Here is a 21620-nt window from a genome sequence, read left to right as displayed (position 1 = left end):
TGGCCGGTAGCGGCGCAATTCATTGCGCTTATTGGTATCTATTCAAATCCCACCACCGGATGCGGTTGATACACCGTCTCCAGCTCAGCGATATCGGTTGAACTCAGCTCAACATCCACGGCCTTCACTAACTCCGCAAACTGCTGTTCACGCGATGCGCCAATAATCGGGGCGGTCACCACCGGTTTGTGCAGCAGCCATGCCAGCGCCACCTGCGCGCGCGTCACACCTTTATCCGCTGCGATGGTGGCAAGACGCTCGGCAATCGCCGCATCATTCTCCTCGGTGCCGGTGTAGAGCTTCTCCATCACGTTATCCGACACCGATCGCGCCGTGGTTTCACCCCAGGGGCGAGTCAGCTTGCCGCGCGCTAATGGGCTCCACGGCAGCACCGCAATGCCTTCACGCTCGCACAGCGGGTGCATTTCGTTCTCTTCTTCGCGCTGAATCAAATTGTATTGATCCTGCATGCTGACAAAACGGGCCCAGCCGTGCTGTTTCTGCAGGTCCAGCGCCTGCGCAAACTGCGCAGCATGCATCGACGATGCGCCGATGTAGCGAGCTTTACCGGCTTTCACCACCTCATTCAGGGCTTCCAGCGTCTCTTCAATCGGCGTGTGGTAATCCCAGCGGTGGATCTGCAACAGGTCAACGTACTCCATGCCGAGACGGGTCAGGCTGTCATCAATCGATTGCAGGATATTCTGGCGCGACAGGCCCTGAGAGAGGTTGCTGAGTGGGAAATAGACTTTGGTGGCCACCACCACCCGATCGCGTTGGGCAAAATCTTTTAGCGCACGTCCGACAATCTCTTCACTGCTGCCATCGGAATAACTGTTGGCGGTGTCGAAAAAGTTAATTCCAGCGTCTAATGCCTGCTTAATCAGGGGACGGCTGCTCTCTTCTGGCAAGGTCCAGGCGTGGTTGCCGCGCATTGGATCGCCGTAGGTCATGCAGCCTAAACACAGACGCGAAACCTGTAAGTCGGTTTGGCCTAAACGAATGGTTTTCATTGGAGCTCCTGCTCTTATGCGTTAGGGATCCCCTAAGCATAGCAGCAGGAGCGGGGAGGGGATTACTGTGCCAGCCAGGCGGTGATTTGCTGCTGAATACCGGCGGCATCCAGCTGATAATCCTGACGAACTTCTTCCTGAGTGCCTTGAGGGATAAATTCGTCCGGCAGACCGAGGTTCAGCACGTGTACGCGCAGGCGCTTCGCCATGACGTATTCATTCACGCCGCTACCGGCACCGCCTTTAATTGCCCCTTCTTCCAGCGTCACCAGCGAATCATGGCTGGCCGCCAGTTCCGCAATCAGTGCTTCATCCAGTGGCTTCACAAAACGCATATCCACCAGGGTGGCGTTGAGCGCTTCCGCTGCCGCCTGCGCTTCAGGCAACAGGGTGCCAAAGTTCAGGATCGCCAGTTTTTCACCACGACGTTTCACAATCCCTTTACCGAGCGGCAGTGCTGCCAGTGGCTCCAGGGTCGCGCCGGTGCCAGTGCCACGCGGGTAGCGCACGGCGCTTGGGCCATCCTGGTAGTGATAACCGGTGTAGAGCATCTGGCGACACTCGTTTTCATCACTTGGCGTCATGATCACCATTTCGGGCACACAGCGCAGGAAAGCGATATCAAACGCGCCCTGATGGGTCTGTCCGTCAGCCCCCACAATACCGCCGCGATCGATAGCAAACAGGACCGGTAGTTTCTGGATGGCGACGTCGTGAATTAGCTGATCGTAGGCACGCTGCAGGAAAGTGGAGTAAATCGCTACCACCGGCTTGTAGCCGCCAATCGCCATACCCGCCGCGAAAGTCACCGCGTGCTGCTCGGCAATCGCCACATCGAAATATTGCTGCGGATAGTCACGGGAATAGCTGACCATGCCTGAGCCTTCGCGCATCGCGGGCGTTACCGCCATCAGGCGCGGATCGTCAGCGGCCATTTCGCTGAGCCAGTTACCAAAAATTTTGGAATAGCTCGGCAATCCAGGGGCGCTTTTGGGCAGAGAACCACTGGCAGGATCAAATTTCGGTACGGCATGCCAGGCGATCGGATCTTGCTCTGCTGGCGCGTATCCTTTGCCCTTTTTGGTCATGATGTGCAGGAACTGCGGGCCTTTTAAGTCTCGCATGTTCTTCAGCGTGCTGACCAGCGTCAGCACATCGTGGCCATCGACCGGGCCAATATAGTTGAAGCCCAGCTCTTCAAACAGCGTGCCCGGCACCACCATCCCTTTTAGATGTTCTTCGGTGCGCTTCACCAGCTCTTTGATCGGTGGCAGACCACCCAATACGCGCTTGCCGCCTTCGCGCAGGCGTGAATAGGTTTTGCCCGAGAGGATCTGAGCCAGGCGATTGTTGAGTGCGCCGACGTTCTCAGAGATCGACATCTCGTTATCGTTGAGGATCACCAGCATGTCGGGCTTGATGTCACCCGCGTGGTTCATCGCTTCAAACGCCATGCCGGCGGTAATTGCGCCATCGCCGATGATACAGGCGGTGCGGCGGCCTTTGCCTTCACGCTCAGCAGCAACGGCCATACCCAAACCGGCGCTGATGGAGGTCGACGAGTGGCCGACGCTCAATACGTCATATTCGCTCTCGCCACGCCATGGGAAAGGATGCAGGCCATTTTTCTGACGGATGGTACCGATACGATCGCGGCGTCCGGTCAAAATTTTATGCGGGTAAGCCTGATGGCCAACGTCCCACACCAAGTGGTCAAACGGGGTGTTATAAACATAATGCAGCGCGACGGTTAGTTCGACGACGCCCAGACCCGATGCGAAGTGGCCGGAAGATCGGCTCACGCTGTCCAGCAGATACTGACGCAGTTCGTCACACAGTACCGGAAGTTTTTCTTTCGGTAATAAACGTAATTCCTGAACCGTGCTTGCTAACGCCAGTGTCGGGTATTTTGCAATATCAAAACTCATCAGAGACTCATTATGAAAGTTATTTATCGCGTTCAATTATGAAGCTTGCCAGTGCTTGCAAGGCGATGGTGTTATAGGACTGCTCCGCCAGAATATCCAGCGCGCCAATCGCTTCCTGATAAAGATCCCAGGCCTTACTGCGAGCGTTTTCCAGCCCCATCAGCGCCGGATAGGTGCTTTTACCTAATGCCTGATCCGCACCCTGGGTTTTGCCTAACACCGCGGTGTCGCCGACCACATCCAGAATGTCATCCTGCACCTGAAACGCCAGTCCGATGGCGTTGGCGTAGGTATCTAAAACCGGCAGGGCGGCACGGCCACGTTCGCCTGCAGCCAAGGCGCCAAGACGCACTGCTGCGCGAATCAACGCGCCGGTTTTGTGACGATGAATCTGTTCAAGCTGCGCTAAGTTGACGCTTTTGCCTTCTGCAGCCAGATCCAGCGCTTGTCCGCCGCACATCCCCGCGACGCCGCTGGCCTGAGCCAGTTCAGATATCATAGCAATACGCGCTTCCGCGCTGACGCCCGGCATAGGTTGATCGGCCAGAATCGAAAATGCCAGGGTTTGCAAAGCATCACCGGCGAGAATGGCCGTGTCTTCACCATATTTGATATGGCAGGTTGGCTGCCCGCGGCGTAACGCATCGTCATCCATCGCCGGCAGATCATCATGAATCAGAGAGTAGGCATGAATGCATTCCACGGCAGCTGCCGGTACATCCAGACTGGCCGTATCGGCCTTCAGCATCTCCCCCGTGGCGTACACTAAAAAGGGGCGCAAACGCTTACCGCCTAATAGTGCCCCATATTGCATCGCTTGCACCAGAGGAGAACTCTGAAAAGGAAGTGGATCTATTAAGCGCGTCAACGCCAGATTGACGCGTTCATGGTACGCGTTCAGTAATTTAGCGAAATCCATTACTCATTTTCCGGCGTGAACGGTGCCAGCGCGGCATCTTTGTCATCGCTGAGCAGGATCTGTACGCGCTGCTCAGCCTGTTGCAGGGTTTGCTGACCAGTACGAGCCAGTTGAACGCCGCGTTCGAATTCGTTTAGCGCCTCTTCAAGCGGTAATTCACCACTCTCCAGACGGCTAACAATCTGTTCCAGTTGCTGTAATGCGCTTTCAAAACTGGCTGGCGCTTCGGCTTTTTTCGGCATATTCAGTGTCGACTCACAGGTTGGGAATCATCTTGCAATCGGTCATGGTAGCCGACGAGGATTAATTAGCAAATTAATGAATGTGATGACGGTTGCTTGAAGCAGTCGCATCACAAAGGTGGTATACTTTTGCGCCTCGGATGCGGGTGCTTTTGCTTAACCCGTAATTATATGATCTTAACAGCTAAGTGCCGATGCTTTTAGCACTTATTTGCCCAAACGAACCAGTATCCTCATGAAGTTTATCATCAAGCTCTTCCCAGAAATCACCATCAAAAGTCAGTCGGTGCGTCTGCGTTTTATCAAGATTTTGACCGGCAACATCCGTAACACGCTGCGTACGGTCGACGAAGAGATCGCCGTGGTGCGCCACTGGGATCACATCGAAGTCCGCGCGAAGAAGGAATCCTTGCGTGATGTGGTTATTGATGAGCTGACGCGTATTCCCGGTATTCATCATGTGTTGGCGGTGGAAGATCAGCCTTATACCGACATGCACGATATCTTTGAGCAGACGCTGGCGCTCAATCGCGAACGTCTTGAGGGCAAAAGCTTCTGTGTGCGCGTTAAGCGCCGCGGCAAACACAGCTTCAGCTCAATTGATGTGGAGCGTTACGTTGGTGGTGGTCTTAATCAGCACATTGAAACGGCCCGCGTGCAGTTGAATCACCCGGACGTGACGGTGAATCTGGAGATTGAAGACGATCGTCTGCTGCTGATTACTGGGCGTTATGCCGGGCTGGGTGGTTTCCCTATTGGCACGCAAGAAGATGTGCTGTCGCTGATCTCCGGTGGCTTCGATTCCGGTGTGTCCAGCTATATGCTGATGCGTCGTGGTTGCCGCGTGCATTACTGCTTCTTTAACCTTGGCGGCGCCGCGCATGAAATTGGCGTACGTCAGGTGGCACACTATTTGTGGCAGCGTTTTGGCCGCTCACATCGCGTGCGCTTTGTGGCGATCAACTTTGAACCGGTGGTCGGTGAGATTCTGGAAAAAGTCGATGACGGCCAGATGGGCGTGGTGCTGAAACGTATGATGGTACGTGCGGCCTCGATGGTCGCTGAGCGTTACGGCGTGCAGGCACTGGTGACCGGTGAAGCGCTGGGCCAGGTGTCGAGCCAGACGCTGACCAACCTGCGTCTTATTGATAACGCCTCTGATACTTTGATTCTGCGCCCGCTGATTTCGCACGATAAAGAGCACATCATCGATCTGGCGCGCAAAATCGGTACCGAAGATTTTGCCAAAACCATGCCGGAATATTGTGGTGTGATCTCTAAAAGCCCAACGGTGAAAGCGGTGAAGGCGAAGATCGAAGCGGAAGAACAGAACTTCGATTTTGAGATCCTCAATCGCATGGTGCAGGAAGCCACCAACGTCGATATCCGTGAAATTGCCGAAAAGGCCCAGGAAGAAGTGGTTGAAGTGGAGACTGTGGCTTCATTCACGGCCAACGACGTGGTGCTGGATATCCGTTCGGTGGATGAGCAGGAAGCCTCGCCCTTGCAGGTAGAAGGCGTGGACGTGAAATCACTGCCGTTCTACAAGCTGAGTACCCAGTTTGGCGATTTGGATCAGGCGAAAACCTGGCTGCTGTATTGCGATCGTGGCGTGATGAGCCGTTTACAGGCGCTGTATCTGCATGAGCAGGGCTTTAAAAATGTGAAGGTTTATCGCCCGTAACGGCGATAGATCAAGTAGCGGCGCGATTTATCGCGCGTGTTGCATCCGGCACCTTGCCGCTGTGACATGCGCAATGAATTGCGCCGCTACCCTTATGTCCGTTTTACTGCGTCACAACGCTGTTATTCACGCTCTTCAAATTCCTGATAATTATAAATCCCTGCCGCCAGCACCAGCTGTGACGCCACATCACGCGCTTTCTCTTTATCCACCAACAAATCAATCAGTTTTAGCGCAAAATCCATCGAAGTGCCCGGCCCCTGGCTGGTTAACAGGTTGACGCGCGGGTCCCAGGCCACGCGGCGATCCATCCAGTGTTTATCGGGGATGGTGTCACGCAATCCGGGAAAACCCGTCATGTTTCCTACCGGAAACAGGTCGTGTGGAATAAGCACTGTGCCCGGTGCAGCGCAGATAGCCGCAACAATTTTTCCAGCGAGGTGAAATTGACGTACCGTTTCCACCAGCAGTGGGCTGTCACGAAATGTCTCCGCGCCTTTCAGGCCGCCTGGCAAGACGATGGCGTCATAATCGTTATCGGCCACTTCGACCAAAGGCGCATCCGCCAGCAGGCGCACACCGCGTGAGCAAACAATCTCGCACGTGCCGTCGCTCTCTACGCTGGCAGTGGTGACGCTGATACCGCCGCGTACCAGCAGATCGAGGGTGGTAACGGCTTCGATCTCTTCACTGCCATGTGCCAGGCAAACCAGAACCGATGCGTTCGCGCTCATATTGGGACTCCTTGCGTTTAATCAGGTCGTACAAACGGGTGTTCTCCGGCAGGGTAATCCCCTGCGCGCGGGCGCGGCGCAGCAGGTAGCCGGTGATGTAATCAATTTCGGTCAGACGCTGCGCGCGCACGTCCTGCAACATCGAGGAGGTATTGCCCGCGGTGCTGTCAATGACGTCATAAATGATGTCGCGCAGGTTATCGACCGCGATGTGCTGGCCCTCGCGCTCCATCACCCAGGCGATCTCTTCACACAGCGTGGCAATCTGCTCTGGCCAGGCGCGCAGAGCACCATTCTGGCAATCATGCTCAACGGTGAGCGGATTGATCACGCAATTCACCGCCAGTTTGCGCCAGCTGGCGGAAGCAATGTTGTCATGCCAGGCCACGTCAGGCAGCGCCTGATGCAGGATATCAGCGAGATCGCTCAGTGAGGCGCTTTCGCGACTGGTGGGGCCGATATGAGTTATACCGTATGCCACATGTTTGATGACCGTGCCATCGCGCATTGCGGCGTGGGTGGTAATCCCCCGCAACAGGGGCTGTGGCAGCTCTTTGAGTTCTTCCAGCGTGCCCATACCGTTATGCAGTAATAGAATCGGCGCATGTGCCGGCAACACACTTTGCAGGTTCTTCACCGCCGGAGAAACCTGCGGCGCTTTCAGTGTCACCAGCAGCAGCTGGCTTTCAGCAAGAAACAGCGGATCGTTGGCAATGAACGTGTGATTGCTGGCGTTGCCTTGGGGATCGATCACGTTTACCGAGCAGTAGGGTTGCGGCACGCGCAACCAGCCCTGAACCTCATGTCCCTGGCGTGCGAGAGCGGCGAGCCAAATCTGACCCAGGGCGCCGCAACCCAACACGGTAATTTTCATTTTGCCTCCCGCTGAGGGGTTCTCAATTTCACGACATCGTTAAGTATAGCTTTCCGCGTATCGTGTTTAATTAGCGCCATAAGACGCGTATTATGCATGTCACTTTAGTATCAGGAGAAGAAAAGATGCCATCTTTCGATATCGTTTCCGAAGTCGAACTGCCGGAAGTGCGTAATGCGGTGGAGAATGCCAACCGTGAGATCTCAACCCGTTTCGATTTCCGCAACGTGAGCGCTTCCATTGAGCTCAACGAAAAGAATGAGTCCATCAAAATCACCAGCGAATCTGATTTTCAGGTTAAACAGCTGGTGGATATTTTGCGCGAGAAGCTGCTGAAACGCGGTATTGAAGGCGCAGCGATTGAAGTGCCAGAAGAGATCATTCACAGCGGTAAAAGCTGGAGCGTGGAAGCCAAGCTGAAAAAAGGTATCGAAAGCGATATCGCTAAAAAGCTGGTCAAGCTGATCAAAGACAGCAAGTTGAAGGTGCAGACGCAAATTCAGGGTGAAGAACTGCGCGTGACCGGAAAATCACGTGATGACCTGCAAGGTGCCATGGCGCTGGTGCGCGGCGGCAACCTCGGTCAGCCATTCCAGTTCAAAAACTTCCGCGATTAATCGCGTTTGTCGCGTGCCGCACGACGATAGAGCGTGCTGCGCGCGACGCCTAATGCTTCTGCTGTTTTACTGATATTGCCGTTGAAGCGCTGCAGCGTTTCGCTAATCAAGCGTTCATCATGGCTTTGACGATCTTCGATGGGCATTATTGCTGCCCGGCGGTATTCGGCCGGTAAATGCACATCCGTTACCTCTTCGCCTTCATCGGCTAACGCCAACAGCACGCGCAACAAACTGCGCAGCTGACGTACATTTCCCGGCCAGGGCAACTGCGCCAGCGATTCCAGTAAGGCGGGGGAAAGTTGAATATCACGTTCAGCACCGCCCAGTTCAATCCACAACCGACTGATAAAGCCCTGAACGTCTGGCCAGGCTCGCAGCGGTGGGATGGTCATGGAAAATTCCTGCAGGCGGTACAACAGATCCTCGCGGAATTCGCCTTCAGCCACTCGCTGCGCTAAATCACGGTGCGTGGCGCAAATCACGGCAAAGTTCACCGGCCAACTGCGGCTGGACCCGAGTGGCGCCACTTCTTTCTCCTGCAGCACGCGCAGCAGACGGGTTTGCAACGACAGCGGCATATCGCCGATCTCATCCAGGAACAGCACGCCGCCATCGGCCTCGCGGATTTTACCGATGTAGCCATTTTTGCTGGCGCCGGTAAAGGCACCGGGCTGATAACCAAACAGCTCCGACTCGATTAACGCTTCGGGGATGGCCGCACAGTTGATCGCGACAAATTTACCGTCACGCCAGCGGCTTTGCTGGTGCAGCGCACGGCTCACATACTCTTTGCCGCTGCCGGTTTCTCCGTGAATACAGAGTGAAACACCCGCATTCATCAGGCGCACCATTTTTTCGCCATCACGGCGTAATGAGAAGGGCAGATCGACGGCGGGTTCACTCGGTGTCGCAAAGTGCTGGCGATGGGGCGCGCGCAGGCGGAAATAATAGTGTTGCTGGGCATAATCGATCGGCAGCGGGATGCTATTTGCCTGCTGTTCTAGCTGCGGAAACAGTTGTTGAAACGTTAGCGTACCCAGTTGCTCGGCGCTCAGTGCCAACTCCCGCATCGCAATGCGGTTGGCGGCCGTCAGCACGTTATCGGAAAACACCAGCAGCAACTCATCGCTGGTATCAATGCCCTGTGGTTCGACATGCAGGCTCATCAGCCACTGTTGCGGATGCAGGCTCTGCTTAACCCACAAATATTCGATCTGCTTCGCGGCGGCCTGCACCCACTGGAAGGTTTGCGGGTGAGGGAAGTGCGCTGGGCCAGAAATGTCCAAAACGCCCGCAATCTGTCCATTGGGCATCTGCAGCGGCATCGCTGCGCAATACAGGTCTTGATTGAGGGTAAGGAAGTGCTGATGACCGTCGATCTCACAGCCATCATTAATTGCGAGTGCAGTGCCAATGGCGTTGGTGCCGCGTCCACATTCACTCCACAGATTGCCTGGCGCTAGGGCAAAGCGTTGCGCTTTCTCCATCGATTGCATATCGCCAAAAGTATTCAGCACCAGCCCGGTCGCATCAGAGAGGATCAATACTGACTGTTTCTCGGCCAGTTTCTGCGCCAGTTGTTTGATCACCGGCTGCGCGAACTGTTGTAAGCCAGCATTACTGGCAAGCACATCGGCCAGTTCGCCCTGGCGAACGCGCGGAAAATCATCGGCGGTGCGGTCGAGACCATACAGCTGGCTACGGAACCAGGAGTCGCTCAAGAGCGGATTGGTATGAACGGCAGACGCGGCTGAATTTCCCTGCATTGGTAACCTCATGCCTAAGCGAAAGTGTTGCGACATTGTAGCGGTTCGGTTTCTGTGGTGTTGCGATACGCAACACAGATGAGGATTTTAACTGTCAGAACCCGCGCGATTAAAAGGGCTATTGGTTTTATAACGCGATGATAGATATAACGATTTTTTAAATTTTCGCAAGCTGAAAAAAACTGGCACGTCCGCTGCAATAGTCATCACGGCAGCGGGCTGTTCAATCTGTTGACCCACAGGTTGCCGCTGCCAGCTTATAAGACCTGACCCTACATGAAGGAGTTTGCGATGCGTTATGCACATCCCGGTACGCCCGGCGCTTTGGTGACCTTCAAAGCGACCTACGGTAATTTTATTGCGGGCAAATTCACAGAGCCTCTCAGCGGCCAGTATTTCACTAACACCTCGCCAGTTGATGGCAGCGATATTGCGAAATTTCCGCGTTCGGATGCACGCGATATCGATTTAGCACTGGACGCTGCTCATCAGGCCGCTGACGCCTGGGGAAAAACCAGCGTACAACATCGTGCCAACCTGCTGTTGAAGGTGGCCGACTGCATTGAAGCCAATCTCGAAATGCTCTCCGTCGCGGAAAGTTGGGATAACGGAAAACCGATTCGAGAAACCCTGAATGCGGATTTACCGCTGGCGGTGGATCACTTCCGCTATTTTGCAGGCTGCCTGCGTGCACAGGAAGGCAGTACCGCAGAGATTGATGAAACCACAGTGGCTTATCATTTCCACGAGCCACTGGGCGTGGTGGGCCAAATCATTCCCTGGAACTTCCCGCTGTTGATGGCCGCCTGGAAACTGGCACCGGCGCTGGCGGCAGGCAACTGCGTGGTGCTAAAGCCTGCAGAGCAAACGCCGCTGGCGATCACCTTGTTGATGGAGTTAATTGGCGATCTGTTCCCGGCGGGCGTACTGAACGTGGTGCAAGGTTTTGGCCGCGAAGCCGGTGAAGCACTGGCAACCAGCAAACGTATTGCCAAGATCGCCTTCACCGGTTCAACGCCTGTCGGGCGCCATATCATGGCTTGCGCGGCAGAGAACATCATTCCCTGCACGGTAGAGTTGGGCGGCAAATCACCCAATATTTACTTTGCCGACGTGATGGACGGTGAATCGGACTTTATCGAAAAAGCCGTGGAAGGGTTGGTGTTGGGCTTCTTCAATCAGGGCGAAGTCTGTACCTGTCCGTCCCGTGCCTTGATCCATGAATCCATCTATGAGCCGTTTATGGCACGCGTGATGGACAAAGTCGCCAACATTCGCCGCGGCGATCCGCTGGATACCGACACCATGATCGGTGCGCAGGCCTCACGTCAGCAATTCGACAAAATACTGTCATATATCAACATTGCCCGTGACGAAGGCGGGCAAATTCTAACAGGAGGCGATCGCGCCAGCGTCGCCGCAGAGCTGGATAACGGATTTTATATTCAGCCAACCCTGATCAAAGGCACTAACCAGATGCGTTGTTTCCAGGAAGAGATTTTTGGACCGGTGATTGGTATCACCACCTTTAAAGACGAAGCGGAAGCTTTGGCGATTGCCAATGAAACCCAGTTTGGTCTTGGTGCAGGTGTGTGGACCAGAGACACCAATCTGGCGTACCGAATGGGGCGTGGTATCAAAGCGGGTCGCGTCTGGACCAACTGCTATCACATCTATCCTGCACACGCGGCATTCGGTGGCTATAAGCAATCGGGCGTGGGACGCGAGACCCACAAAATGGCGCTGAGCGCCTATCAACAAACCAAAAATCTGCTGGTCAGCTATGGCACTGCGCCTTTGGGCTTGTTCTAAGTCCGCATCCGATCAAATGGAGAGAGAACGATGAATATGCAAATCAAAACCACCATGAAAGCTGCTGTCGTCAAAGCCTTCGGCGAGCCGTTAGTGATTGAACAAGTGCCGGTTCCACAAGTCGGGCCGGGCCAGATTTTGGTGAAAATCGCTGCTACCGGCGTGTGCCATACCGACCTGCATGCTGCAGAGGGTGACTGGCCCATCAAGCCCAACCCACCTTTCATTCCGGGCCACGAAGGTGTCGGCCAGGTGGTGGCGCTGGGTGAGGGCGTGAAACATCTCAAACTGGGCGACCGAGTGGGCGTGCCATGGCTGTATTCAGCTTGTGGCCACTGTGAGCACTGTCTTGATAGTTGGGAAACGCTGTGTTTATCGCAGCAGAACGCGGGTTATTCAGTGAACGGCAGCTTCGCGGAATACTGCCTGGCAGATGCTAACTACGTTGGCATTATCCCGGAAAATATCGATTACAACGAAATCGCGCCCATTCTCTGCGCCGGTGTGACGGTTTACAAAGGCCTGAAAATGACCGACACCAAACCGGGTGATTGGGTAGTGGTATCGGGCATCGGTGGCTTAGGGCATATGGCGGTGCAGTACGCGGTGGCGATGGGGCTGAATGTCGCTGCGGTTGATATCGACGATGAGAAGCTGGCGTTTGCTAAGCGCTTGGGTGCCAGCGTGGTGGCCAATGCGAAGAACGTTGATCCTGCGAAAGTGTTCCAGGAAAGTTTTGGCGGCGCACACGGCGTGCTGGTAACGGCGGTTTCGCCTAAGGCCTTCGAACAAGCGATTGGTACCATGCGTCGCGGCGGGACCATGGTGCTGAATGGTCTGCCACCGGGTAAATTCGACCTGTCGATCTTCGATATGGTGCTGGATGGTATTACAGTGCGTGGTTCAATTGTTGGCACGCGTAAAGATTTGCAGGAAGCGTTGGATTTCGCGGGTCGTCATAAGGTGAAAGCGAACGTCGCGGTCGAACCACTGGTCAATATCAACGATATCTTTGCTCGTATGCACGCTGGCAAGATTGAAGGACGTATTGTGGTGGATATGTCGTTGTAAGGATTGGCATGCTCTGGCATCCCGATGTCGCTATCGTGATGCCATTTAACCGAAGCGGCGCGATTTATCGCGTAATAAATTGCGCCGCTTCGGTTTGTTTTATCGCGAATTAACAGCTGGCGAGCAGCGCTTCGATTTCGACGCGGCTCGTCACTTTACTGTCTATTTTGATGTACGCGCTCTTCTCTTCCGGCACGATAAACACCGAAGAAACCCCCGGTTGTGCTTTCAGACGCTTCTCCAGGTTAGGGACTGCTAACACGTTATCACTTAACACCATACGCAGACTGCTGACATAGGGTGGCTCCTGCATCGACATCGCCACAAACAGCCACGCTGCTGCCACAATCGCACCCACCAGAAATACCGTCTGCGCATCAAAGTGGCCAAAGATCCAGCCGCCCATGCTGCCGCCAATCGCCACACCAATAAACTGGCTGGTGGAGTAAATCCCCATCGCGGTCCCTTTATAGCCTGGCGGTGACTCTTTACTGATCAGAGAGGGCAGAATCGCTTCCATCAGATTAAAGGCAAGGAAGAACAGCTGTACGCCAATCACCAGCGTCCAGAAATGACCCTCTGCACCCCAGAGTACAATTTCCGCGATCAGGATCATGGCAACACAGCCGACAAACACACGTTTCATGCGGCGTTTGACTTCGGCATAAATTATGAAGGGCACCACAGCCACAAACGCCACCAGCATCGTCACCAGATAAATTTTCCAGTGCTCAGAAGCCGGAAGGCCGGCTTGCTCAAACTGACCCGGCAGGGCGACAAAGCTCGACATCAGCAAAATGTGCAGGCAGAGAATGCCGATGTTCAGCTTTAGAAGCTTTGGATTGGCGAGTACCGCGCGGATGCTGCCTTTGACCATGCCTGATTCACGGTTCAATACGTGATTTGGCGCATTGGGCACCACCAGCAGCGTAATCACGATGCCGAGTGTGGCAAGGATGGCAATCATCCAGAACAACGCATGTAAGCCCAGCGCATGGGTGACGATCGGGCCGACAACCATTGCAATAGCAAAGGTCACGCCGAAGCTGATACCGATAAACGCCATCGCTTTGGTGCGGTTCTGCTCACGGGTAAGGTCGGAAAGCAACGCCATGACAGCCGCGGCAATCGCGCCTGAGCCTTGCAGCGCACGGCCAAGAATCACTCCCCAGATGGAGGTGGTCATGGCAGCAATGACGCTACCGAGAACAAAGAGCAGTAATCCGCCAACGATGAGCGGCTTACGGCCGACACGATCGGAGAGCAGACCAAACGGAATCTGAAACACGGCTTGTGCCAGACCATAGATACCAATTGCCAGACCAATTAAGGTTTCACTGGCTCCCTGCAACGCCATGCCATAGGTGGTGAGTACTGGCAGGACCATAAACATCCCCAACATGCGCAGGGAAAATACTGTACCTAAACCCCATGTAGCCCGAAGCTCTACTGGCGTCATTTTATTGTCGTTCATGTTTACCTCAAAATTAAGCTGCGCCCATTTTAGGCAGCAGGGTAGGGCGGGTAAAACATTTGTTCTTAAGCAGTGGTAACAAAAAGAAAGGGCGCGAAATTCGCGCCCTTTCTGGATTTGCGGAGCTGTATTACCAGACGTACGTCAGTAAGTCTTTTGAGGCCGGTGTCATGAAATCAACCGACATCATCACGCTCAGTGCAGTGATAGCGACAATAGAGAACACGAACAGTTTACGCGCCCAAACTTTATCGTTTGAGGTTTTGTATCCTGAAAGTGCCATGCCAAGCCACCATACGCTCACTGCCGCAGCAACCACCAGATACTTGTAGCCGGCATAACCGCCAAGTGTCAGCATCAGGGTCGCAATCATAAACGCCAGGATATACAGCGTAATATGATTTTTAGCGACCGAAATGCCTTTCACCACCGGCAGAACCGGAATGTTGGCAGCCTGATAATCTTTGAAGCGGAAGATCGCAATCGCGTACGAGTGCGGCATCTGCCACAGGCTAAAGATAGCCAGTAAGATCAAGGCGCCAGCATCAAACTGGTTGGTGACTGCGCAGTAGCCAATCACTGGCGGCGCTGCGCCAGAAAGGCTACCAATCAGTGTGCCGTAGACGGAATTACGCTTCATGTAGAGGCTGTAAATGCCGACGTACACCACGAAGCCCATCACCGCCAGCCACATGGCCAGCGGATTAGCACCGAAATACAGCAGCGCAAAGCCAGCAATACCCAATGCGGTTGCATAAACCAGGCTTACTTTCGCCGAGATCAGGCCTTTGACCAGAACACGGTTCCGCGTTCTCTCCATCTTGATGTCGATATCACGGTCAATCACGTTGTTGAAGACACAACCTGATGCGACAACCAGTGATACGCCCACCAGCGAATAGAGAAACAGGGTGTAATCAATGCTGCCCTTGGAGGCCAGCAGGAATCCACCGATCACAGAAATTAAATTGCCGAAAATAATTCCTGGTTTTGTTACTTGCAGGTATTGCTTAATCATTACGTGTGACTCTTTAGTCGGCCATCATGTTGTAGTTGAGGTTCCACATGATCCACAGTGAGCCGACGACAACAATCAATATAATGAGTGCTGAGAAGACAATCGCCACCATGTTCCAGCCACCTTCTGACTTGCTGTCTAAGTGCAGGAAGTAGACCAGGTGCACCAGCACCTGAACCACTGCACACACCAGAACCACACCCAGAATTGTGCCGTGTGATGCGCCGCCATCCATTACCATCCAGAACGGAATACCGGTCAGGATGATAGAGAGGATGAAGCCGATCATGTAGGACTTCACGCTACCGTGAGAAGCGCCATGTTCGTTAACTGAATGACTCATTACATGGCTCCCATCAGATAGACAACGGTGAATACGCAAATCCACACCACATCCAGGAAGTGCCAGAACAAGCTCAGGCACATGATACGGGTGCGGTTGGTTGCAGTCAGACCACGTTTAGAGATCTGGAACATCATCACTGCCATCCAGATCAGGCCAGAGGTCACGTGCAGACCGTGGGTACCGACCAGCGTGAAGAACGCTGACAAGAAGCCACTGCGGTCAGGACCAAAGCCTTCCAGAATCAGGTGATGGAATTCATAGATTTCCATACCGATGAATCCGGCACCGAACAGGAAGGTCAATGCCAACCAGCTGATGACCGAACCCTTGTTCTGGTTGTTCATCGCAATCACTGCCATTCCATAAGTAATGGAGCTGAGCAGCAGCAGCGCGGTTTCAACCAGCACAAACGGCAGTTCAAAGATGTCTTTACCTGCCGGGCCACCGGCAGTGTTATTGACCATAACTGCATAGGTCGCAAACAGGGTTGCGAAGATAATGCAGTCACTCATCAGGTAGATCCAGAAGCCAAAGACTTTATTGGCTCCTGCATCGTGATGCCCATGCTCCGCATGAGCGTCGTGGTGGTGTTTTGCAGTTTCAGTTGACATTATTTCAGACCTGCTTTGCTGATTTCGTCAAAGTGCTTCTTCTCGATTTGCTCAACTTCAGCAACCGGAACGTAGTAATCCACGTCTTCATCGAAGCTCTTCACAATCCAGGTCACAATTGTGGCCAGGAAGGTAAGGCCAGCCAGCCACCAGATGTGCCAGATCATCGCGAAACCAAATACGGTCATGAATGCTGCGATAATCAGGGCTGCGCCGCTGTTTTTCGGCATATGAATTTCTTCATATTTTTCTGGTTGCTTGTAGGCTTCGCCTTTTTCTTTCATTTCCCAGAACGCATCACGCTCGTGGATATGAGGGATAACAGCAAAGTTGTAGAACGGTGGCGGTGAAGAGGTTGCCCACTCCAGCGTACGACCGCCCCACGGGTCACCGGTCAGATCGCGGTTCTGGTCGCGGTCACGCACAGAAACGTAGAACTGGGTAATCTGGCACAGGATACCGCATGCAATCAGTGCCGCACCGCCTGCTGCAACCACCAGCAGTGAGTGGAACTGAGGATCGATGTCCTGGCTGATACGACGAGTCATACCCATGAAGCCCAGCGCGTACAGCGGCATGAAGGCAACGAAGAAACCGATGATCCAGAACCAGAAGGCGCGGATACCCCATTTTTCGTTCAGGGTGAAGCCGAATGCTTTCGGGAACCAGTAGGTCACACCTGCCATACAACCGAACACCACACCACCGATAATGACGTTATGGAAGTGAGCAATCAGGAACAGGCTGTTATGCAGAATGAAGTCTGCACCTGGAACCGCCAGCAGAACACCTGTCATACCACCGATAGAGAAGGTGACCAGGAAGCCGATGGTCCACAGCATCGCTGAGTGGAACTCAACGCGACCCTGATACATGGTGAACAGCCAGTTGAAGATTTTCACGCCGGTCGGAATCGCGATGATCATCGTCATGATACCGAAGAAGGCGTTAACGTTCGCACCGGCACCCATGGTGAAGAAGTGGTGCAGCCAAACGATGAACGACAGAACGGTAATGGCGATGGTCGCCCACACCAGAGAGGTGTAACCAAACAGACGCTTTTTCGAGAAGGTCGCAGTGACTTCCGCGAACACACCGAAGACCGGCAGAACCAGGATGTATACTTCCGGGTGACCCCAGACCCAAATCAGGTTGACGTACATCATCATGTTACCGCCCATTTCATTGGTGAAGAAATGGAAGCCGAGGTAACGGTCAAGTGTCAACAGTGCCAGCGTAACGGTCAGTACCGGGAACGCAGCGATGATCAGGACGTTAGTACACAGTGATGCCCAGGTGAATACAGGCATTTTGAACAGGTCCATGCCCGGTGCACGCATCTTCAGAATGGTCACGAAGAAGTTGATACCGGTCAGTGTCGTACCGATACCGGAAAGCTGGAGACTCCAGATCCAGTAATCGACCCCGACGCCAGGACTGTATTCCGCGCCCGAAAGTGGCGGATAAGCCAGCCAGCCGGTCTGTGCGAACTCGCCCACACCCAGAGAAATGTTCACCAGGATCACACCGATCGCGGTAAACCAGAAGCTCAGGTTGTTCAGGAACGGGAAGGCAACGTCACGTGCACCGATTTGCAGCGGTACCGCGATGTTCATCAGACCTACCACGAAAGGCATCGCTACGAAGAAGATCATGATCACGCCGTGAGCGGTGAAGATCTGGTCGTAGTGGTGCGGTGGTAAGATGCCGGCTTCACCTGCGGAAGCCATGACTTGTTGGGTACGCATCATTACCGCATCGGCAAAGCCGCGCAGCAGCATGACGAAAGCCATGATGATGTACATGATACCCAGTTTTTTGTGGTCAATAGAGGTAAACCATTCTGACCACAGGTATTGCCACTTACCAAAGTAAGTAATCGCGGCAACCAGTGCCAGACCACCTAAGATGATTGCGGCAACCGTAACCACGATAATGGGTTCGTGGTAGGGCACTGCATCCAGTGTTAATTTTCCGAACATCGTATTATTCCTCGGCTCCCGCAGCAGCGGCGTGATTCATGTCCATGCCTTTGTGCTCTGACATGTCCATTTTCCCGTGGCTCATCATGAACTTATCAATAACCTGCTTGAACAGTTCTGGATTCGCAGTAGAGAAATATTCCACTGGGTGATTTTCGCTTGGCGCAGCCAGTTTCTCGAAATCATCCATGGTAGTCAGCGCGTTAGGTGCTGCTTTAACTTTAGCCACCCACTGCTGGAATTCCGCATCGTCTTTGGTTGCAATGGCTTTGAATTTCATGCCAGAGAAACCGCGACCGCTGAAGTTCGCAGAGATACCGTCAAATGTTCCTGGCTCATTGGCGATCAGGTGCAGTTTAGTCTGCATGCCCGCCATGGCGTAGATCTGGCTACCGAGCGTAGGAATAAAGAAGGAGTTCATTACGGAGTTGGAGGTGATCTTGAAGTTAACCGGAGTGTTTGCCGGGAAGGCAATCTGGTTAACCGTCGCAATACCCTGTTCTGGGTAGATAAACAGCCATTTCCAGTCCAGCGCGACAACATCAATTTCAACCGGCTTCACATCAGAGACCAGCGGTTTGCTTGGCTCTAAAGCGTGAGTCGATTTCCAGGTTAGCACACCGAGGAAGATGATGATCAGGATCGGGATGGTCCAGACCACGGCTTCCACTTTATTAGAGTGTGACCAGTTAGGGCTATATGTTGCATTAGTATTTGTTGCCCGATATTTCCAGGCAAAGAATACCGCCATGAAGACTGCCGGGATAACTACGATCATCATCAAGCCGAAAGCTGTCAGAATCAACGAACGTTGCTCCAGTGCAATCTGTCCTTTGGGATTTAACAACGCACTATCGCAGCCACTGAGTAATACAGCGCCTGCAATTAATGACAAAATCCCCAAACTTTTATTGTATTTCCTGAGTCTCATTTAACGACCTCAATGACAAAGGGCTCTATTGTCGTTTAAGTGTGCGCGCATTTTACGGGAAGGTTTATGCAGTGTAAACCAGCTTAAGGATGTGTCAGAAGGCTGTTGACACCTTTTGCTAAGGGTGTCACAGATGTTGCGGGGGGTGACAAATTATTAACTGCGACAAGCAGTTGGCGTCAATATAACAAAAACAGATGACAGAAACCGCAGAAAAAACAGGGAAAGCATAAACCGTACTTTTTATGCCCACTTATTTAACAATTATGCATCATTTGGGTGACGTGTTTACTACAAAGTAATTGCGCACCGGATTTTAATATTTCCCGAGGTTGTTAAATTAATGTTTCTTTTTCGCGATGAAAAAAATGCTATTCGTTAAAATAAGTTCGTTGTTAATTTTTAACCAAATATTTAGGCGCTGGCAAATTAGGATCACTTAACTCAGATTGCGTGCTGACGTTTTTCTCAACGCCAGACAATCCAGTGTGACACCCAAGGCTACCGCAACCAGCGCGACAGCCATACCTGCCTCAAACAGCGGCGTCAGGGCTTCTCCCAGATGCCAGACACCTGAGGCGTTAAGCGCTAAAGCCAGCAGCCAGAGCACCAGTAAGCCACAACCCGCGCTGAACAGGCGCACTGTCCAACGATAGCCTTGCGGCCAGAGGCTGCGCATCACAAATTCCCCGTTTTGCTGTATGGCTTGTAACGTGCCACGGCAGACCCACAGCAGCAGCAGGCCCGGTACACCCGCAAACACGGTGAACGCATAGAAGGTCGGCCAGCCCCATAATTCCACCAGCCAGCCTGCGGCTGGGCCTACGTAGACGCGGCCAACCGCAGAAAGTGCGGAGAGTAAGGCGAACTGTGTAGCGGAGAAGGACTTGTTGCACAGCGTCATTAATAGCGCCACGAAGGCGGCCGTGCCCATGCCACCGCACAGATTTTCGATAAACACCGCGCTCGCCATACTCCATAAATGTGGTGGCGTGACAGCCAGCAGCCAATACGCAAAGTTGGAGACGGCTTGTAGAATGCCGAAAATCATCAGCGCCCGGAACAGCGTCAGGCGTTGCATCAGTACACCGCCGTAGAGCGCGCCGACAATCGTCGCCAGCAGGCCGAGGGTTTTGTTGACCAAGCCGACATCACCCGCGCTAAAGCCGACGCCGCGAATCAGGAACGTGGTAGTGAGTGACGCGGCAAAGGCATCACCCAGCTTATAAAGGATGATTAAAGTAATCAGCAGCCAGGCGTTATTGCGCAGAAAGAAATCTTTTAGTGGGAAGGTCACGGCCTGGCGCAGTGAATGAGGCTCACGCGCAGGGACCTCTGGCTCTTTCGCCAGAAGAGTCGCGATCAGACCGGGCAGCATCAGGAGTGCCATTAACCAGTAGGTGGCTTGCCAGCCGAGATAGCGATCCGCCATCCATAGCGCCAGGCCACCGGAAATCAACATCGCCAGGCGATAGCCCAGAACAGTAATCGCTGCGCCGCTGCCACGCTCTTCGGGAGGCAGCACGTCGGTTTTCCAGGCATCAAAAACAATGTCCTGTGAGGCGGAGCAAAATGCCACCAGCACCGCTAAGGCGGCCAGCAGAGTAAGATCACGCGAAGGTTGCATAAAGCCCATCGCAACGATGCCCGCGATCAGCGCCACCTGCGTCAGCAAAAGCCAGCCACGGCGACGTCCAAGAAACGGCGGGGTATAGCGATCCATCATCGGCGACCACAAGAACTTAAAGACATAAGCCTGGCCGACAAGGGAGAAGAAACCGATGGTTTTCAAATCGACGTTCTCTACGGTCATCCACGCCTGCAAAGTACCGGCTGTCAGTGCCAGCGGCAGGCCAGAGGCAAACCCCAGCAACAGCAAAACGGCAGCGTTACGTTGGGTGAAAATGCGTAGATAGTGAGAAGTCATAACCAACCTGAAATGAAGCCCGGCCAGAGTGACCGGGCAAAATAGCTGAGGAATTAACGGGCGTTCTGTTTAATGAAGTTATGAACGCTGGTGTCCTGCGCCATATCAGCAATGACATCACTCAGTGTTGAGTTAACCGCATTGGTGATTTTCGCGTTAGTGGCGGTAAATGCGCCTTCAACGCTGTAGGTCTGACGGTAGTTTTTCACCTGCTTGTTACCGTTTTTAGCGGTAGCAATAATAGAGATATCAGCCTTGGTGGTGATGCTGTAGCGCACGTTGCCTTGTGTCACATCAGCGTACAGACCATTGACGACAATCTGCAGGTCGACCGCACCGTTTGGTCCAATCATATAACCGCGCGCAGTCATCTGCTTTTCCAGCACTTCTTGCAGCAGGAAGCGCAGATCGCGCGAAGGCGTCAGCGTCACCAACTGACCATCGCGGTTCACTTTGGCTAATGCCTGATCTGAACGCTGGTCGGCACCGTTTACACTGATGGTGGCACCCATCAGGCTGGGATCCTGCTGTGGTAACTGGATCTTAGGTTGGATATTTAAGGTGGTATTATTGCTGGCGCAGCCGGCCAAAATGAAAGCAGCCAGCAGAGGGAATAACAGTTTTTTCAACATACTCATTCTCGTTAGCATATGGGTTGGTTTGCAAAA

19 protein-coding genes are annotated in these 21620 nt (G+C 53.5%); 4 read left to right on the top strand and 15 right to left on the bottom strand.

Annotated features, from left to right (window positions below; translation table 11 throughout):
* Positions 1-38: 38 nt before the first annotated feature.
* The 4 genes from LK04_RS14085 to xseB form a co-directional block, all read right to left on the bottom strand.
* Positions 39-1013, bottom strand: coding sequence for an aldo/keto reductase (locus LK04_RS14085; RefSeq protein ID WP_039330025.1), 975 nt, complete (start codon positions 1011-1013; stop codon positions 39-41).
* Between the two features lie 62 nt (positions 1014-1075).
* On the bottom strand, positions 1076-2941 hold the full coding sequence (gene dxs / locus LK04_RS14080; RefSeq protein ID WP_039330027.1) for a 1-deoxy-D-xylulose-5-phosphate synthase: 1866 nt from the start codon (positions 2939-2941) through the stop codon (positions 1076-1078).
* Between the two features lie 19 nt (positions 2942-2960).
* Complete coding sequence (gene ispA, locus LK04_RS14075; protein ID WP_039330028.1) at positions 2961-3860, bottom strand: (2E,6E)-farnesyl diphosphate synthase; 900 nt, start codon at positions 3858-3860, stop codon at positions 2961-2963.
* Positions 3860-4102, bottom strand: coding sequence for an exodeoxyribonuclease VII small subunit (gene xseB / locus LK04_RS14070; protein ID WP_039330029.1), 243 nt, complete (start codon positions 4100-4102; stop codon positions 3860-3862). The genes ispA and xseB overlap by 1 nt, the downstream gene beginning before the upstream one ends.
* 235 nt (positions 4103-4337) lie before the next feature.
* Between xseB and thiI the strand changes: the two genes are divergently transcribed.
* Positions 4338-5786: a tRNA uracil 4-sulfurtransferase ThiI gene (gene thiI, locus LK04_RS14065; protein ID WP_039330030.1), complete on the top strand. Its 1449-nt coding sequence runs from the start codon at positions 4338-4340 to the stop codon at positions 5784-5786.
* A gap of 122 nt (positions 5787-5908) precedes the next feature.
* Here the strand turns inward: thiI and yajL are convergent, their stop codons facing one another.
* Both yajL and panE read right to left on the bottom strand, forming a co-directional pair.
* The gene (gene yajL / locus LK04_RS14060) at positions 5909-6520 is read right to left on the bottom strand and encodes a protein deglycase YajL (RefSeq protein WP_039330031.1); all 612 of its coding nucleotides are present in this window, start codon (positions 6518-6520) and stop codon (positions 5909-5911) included.
* Positions 6474-7394 (bottom strand): 2-dehydropantoate 2-reductase, encoded by a 921-nt coding sequence (gene panE / locus LK04_RS14055; protein WP_039330032.1) that lies wholly within the window; start codon positions 7392-7394, stop codon positions 6474-6476. The genes yajL and panE overlap by 47 nt, the downstream gene beginning before the upstream one ends.
* 125 nt (positions 7395-7519) lie before the next feature.
* Between panE and LK04_RS14050 the strand changes: the two genes are divergently transcribed.
* Positions 7520-8011 (top strand): YajQ family cyclic di-GMP-binding protein, encoded by a 492-nt coding sequence (locus LK04_RS14050; RefSeq protein WP_039330035.1) that lies wholly within the window; start codon positions 7520-7522, stop codon positions 8009-8011.
* Here the strand turns inward: LK04_RS14050 and LK04_RS14045 are convergent.
* Positions 8008-9780, bottom strand: coding sequence for a sigma-54-dependent Fis family transcriptional regulator (locus tag LK04_RS14045; protein ID WP_039330037.1), 1773 nt, complete (start codon positions 9778-9780; stop codon positions 8008-8010). The two genes, LK04_RS14050 and LK04_RS14045, sit on opposite strands and share 4 nt — an antisense overlap.
* A gap of 291 nt (positions 9781-10071) precedes the next feature.
* Between LK04_RS14045 and LK04_RS14040 the strand changes: the two genes are divergently transcribed.
* Both LK04_RS14040 and adhP read left to right on the top strand, forming a co-directional pair.
* A complete protein-coding gene (locus LK04_RS14040) occupies positions 10072-11592 on the top strand; it encodes an aldehyde dehydrogenase family protein (protein WP_039330038.1) in 1521 nt (506 codons plus the stop codon).
* Between the two features lie 30 nt (positions 11593-11622).
* On the top strand, positions 11623-12663 hold the full coding sequence (gene adhP / locus LK04_RS14035) for an alcohol dehydrogenase AdhP (RefSeq protein ID WP_039330040.1): 1041 nt from the start codon (positions 11623-11625) through the stop codon (positions 12661-12663).
* A 109-nt stretch (positions 12664-12772) separates the two neighbouring features.
* Here adhP and LK04_RS14030 read toward each other — a convergent pair whose 3' ends face one another.
* The 8 genes from LK04_RS14030 to LK04_RS13995 all read right to left on the bottom strand — a co-directional run bounded on the left by LK04_RS14030 (position 12773) and on the right by LK04_RS13995 (position 21584).
* Positions 12773-14137, bottom strand: coding sequence for an MFS transporter (locus tag LK04_RS14030; protein WP_039330041.1), 1365 nt, complete (start codon positions 14135-14137; stop codon positions 12773-12775).
* A gap of 130 nt (positions 14138-14267) precedes the next feature.
* Positions 14268-15155 carry a heme o synthase gene (gene cyoE, locus LK04_RS14025; protein WP_039330043.1) on the bottom strand — a complete coding sequence of 296 codons (888 nt, stop codon included), beginning with the start codon at positions 15153-15155 and terminating at the stop codon, positions 14268-14270.
* 13 nt (positions 15156-15168) lie between these two features.
* The gene (locus tag LK04_RS14020) at positions 15169-15498 is read right to left on the bottom strand and encodes a cytochrome o ubiquinol oxidase subunit IV (protein WP_034828092.1); all 330 of its coding nucleotides are present in this window, start codon (positions 15496-15498) and stop codon (positions 15169-15171) included.
* Complete coding sequence (locus LK04_RS14015) at positions 15498-16112, bottom strand: cytochrome o ubiquinol oxidase subunit III (protein ID WP_038648564.1); 615 nt, start codon at positions 16110-16112, stop codon at positions 15498-15500. The genes LK04_RS14020 and LK04_RS14015 overlap by 1 nt, the downstream gene beginning before the upstream one ends.
* Positions 16112-18094, bottom strand: coding sequence for a cytochrome o ubiquinol oxidase subunit I (cyoB, locus tag LK04_RS14010; RefSeq protein WP_039330047.1), 1983 nt, complete (start codon positions 18092-18094; stop codon positions 16112-16114). The genes LK04_RS14015 and cyoB overlap by 1 nt, the downstream gene beginning before the upstream one ends.
* Positions 18095-18098: 4 nt before the next feature.
* Positions 18099-19025 carry a cytochrome o ubiquinol oxidase subunit II gene (cyoA, locus tag LK04_RS14005; protein WP_039330050.1) on the bottom strand — a complete coding sequence of 309 codons (927 nt, stop codon included), beginning with the start codon at positions 19023-19025 and terminating at the stop codon, positions 18099-18101.
* A 439-nt stretch (positions 19026-19464) separates the two neighbouring features.
* On the bottom strand, positions 19465-20952 hold the full coding sequence (ampG, locus tag LK04_RS14000) for a muropeptide MFS transporter AmpG (RefSeq protein WP_039330051.1): 1488 nt from the start codon (positions 20950-20952) through the stop codon (positions 19465-19467).
* Between the two features lie 53 nt (positions 20953-21005).
* Positions 21006-21584 (bottom strand): lipoprotein, encoded by a 579-nt coding sequence (locus LK04_RS13995; RefSeq protein WP_039330053.1) that lies wholly within the window; start codon positions 21582-21584, stop codon positions 21006-21008.
* Positions 21585-21620 lie beyond the last annotated feature (36 nt).

The sequence above is a fragment of the Pantoea vagans genome (genome assembly GCF_001506165.1).
Classification (GTDB): domain Bacteria; phylum Pseudomonadota; class Gammaproteobacteria; order Enterobacterales; family Enterobacteriaceae; genus Pantoea; species Pantoea vagans_C.
The sequence above is the reverse complement of the archived record's forward strand: the minus strand, read 5'-3'. Positions and strand labels throughout refer to the sequence as shown.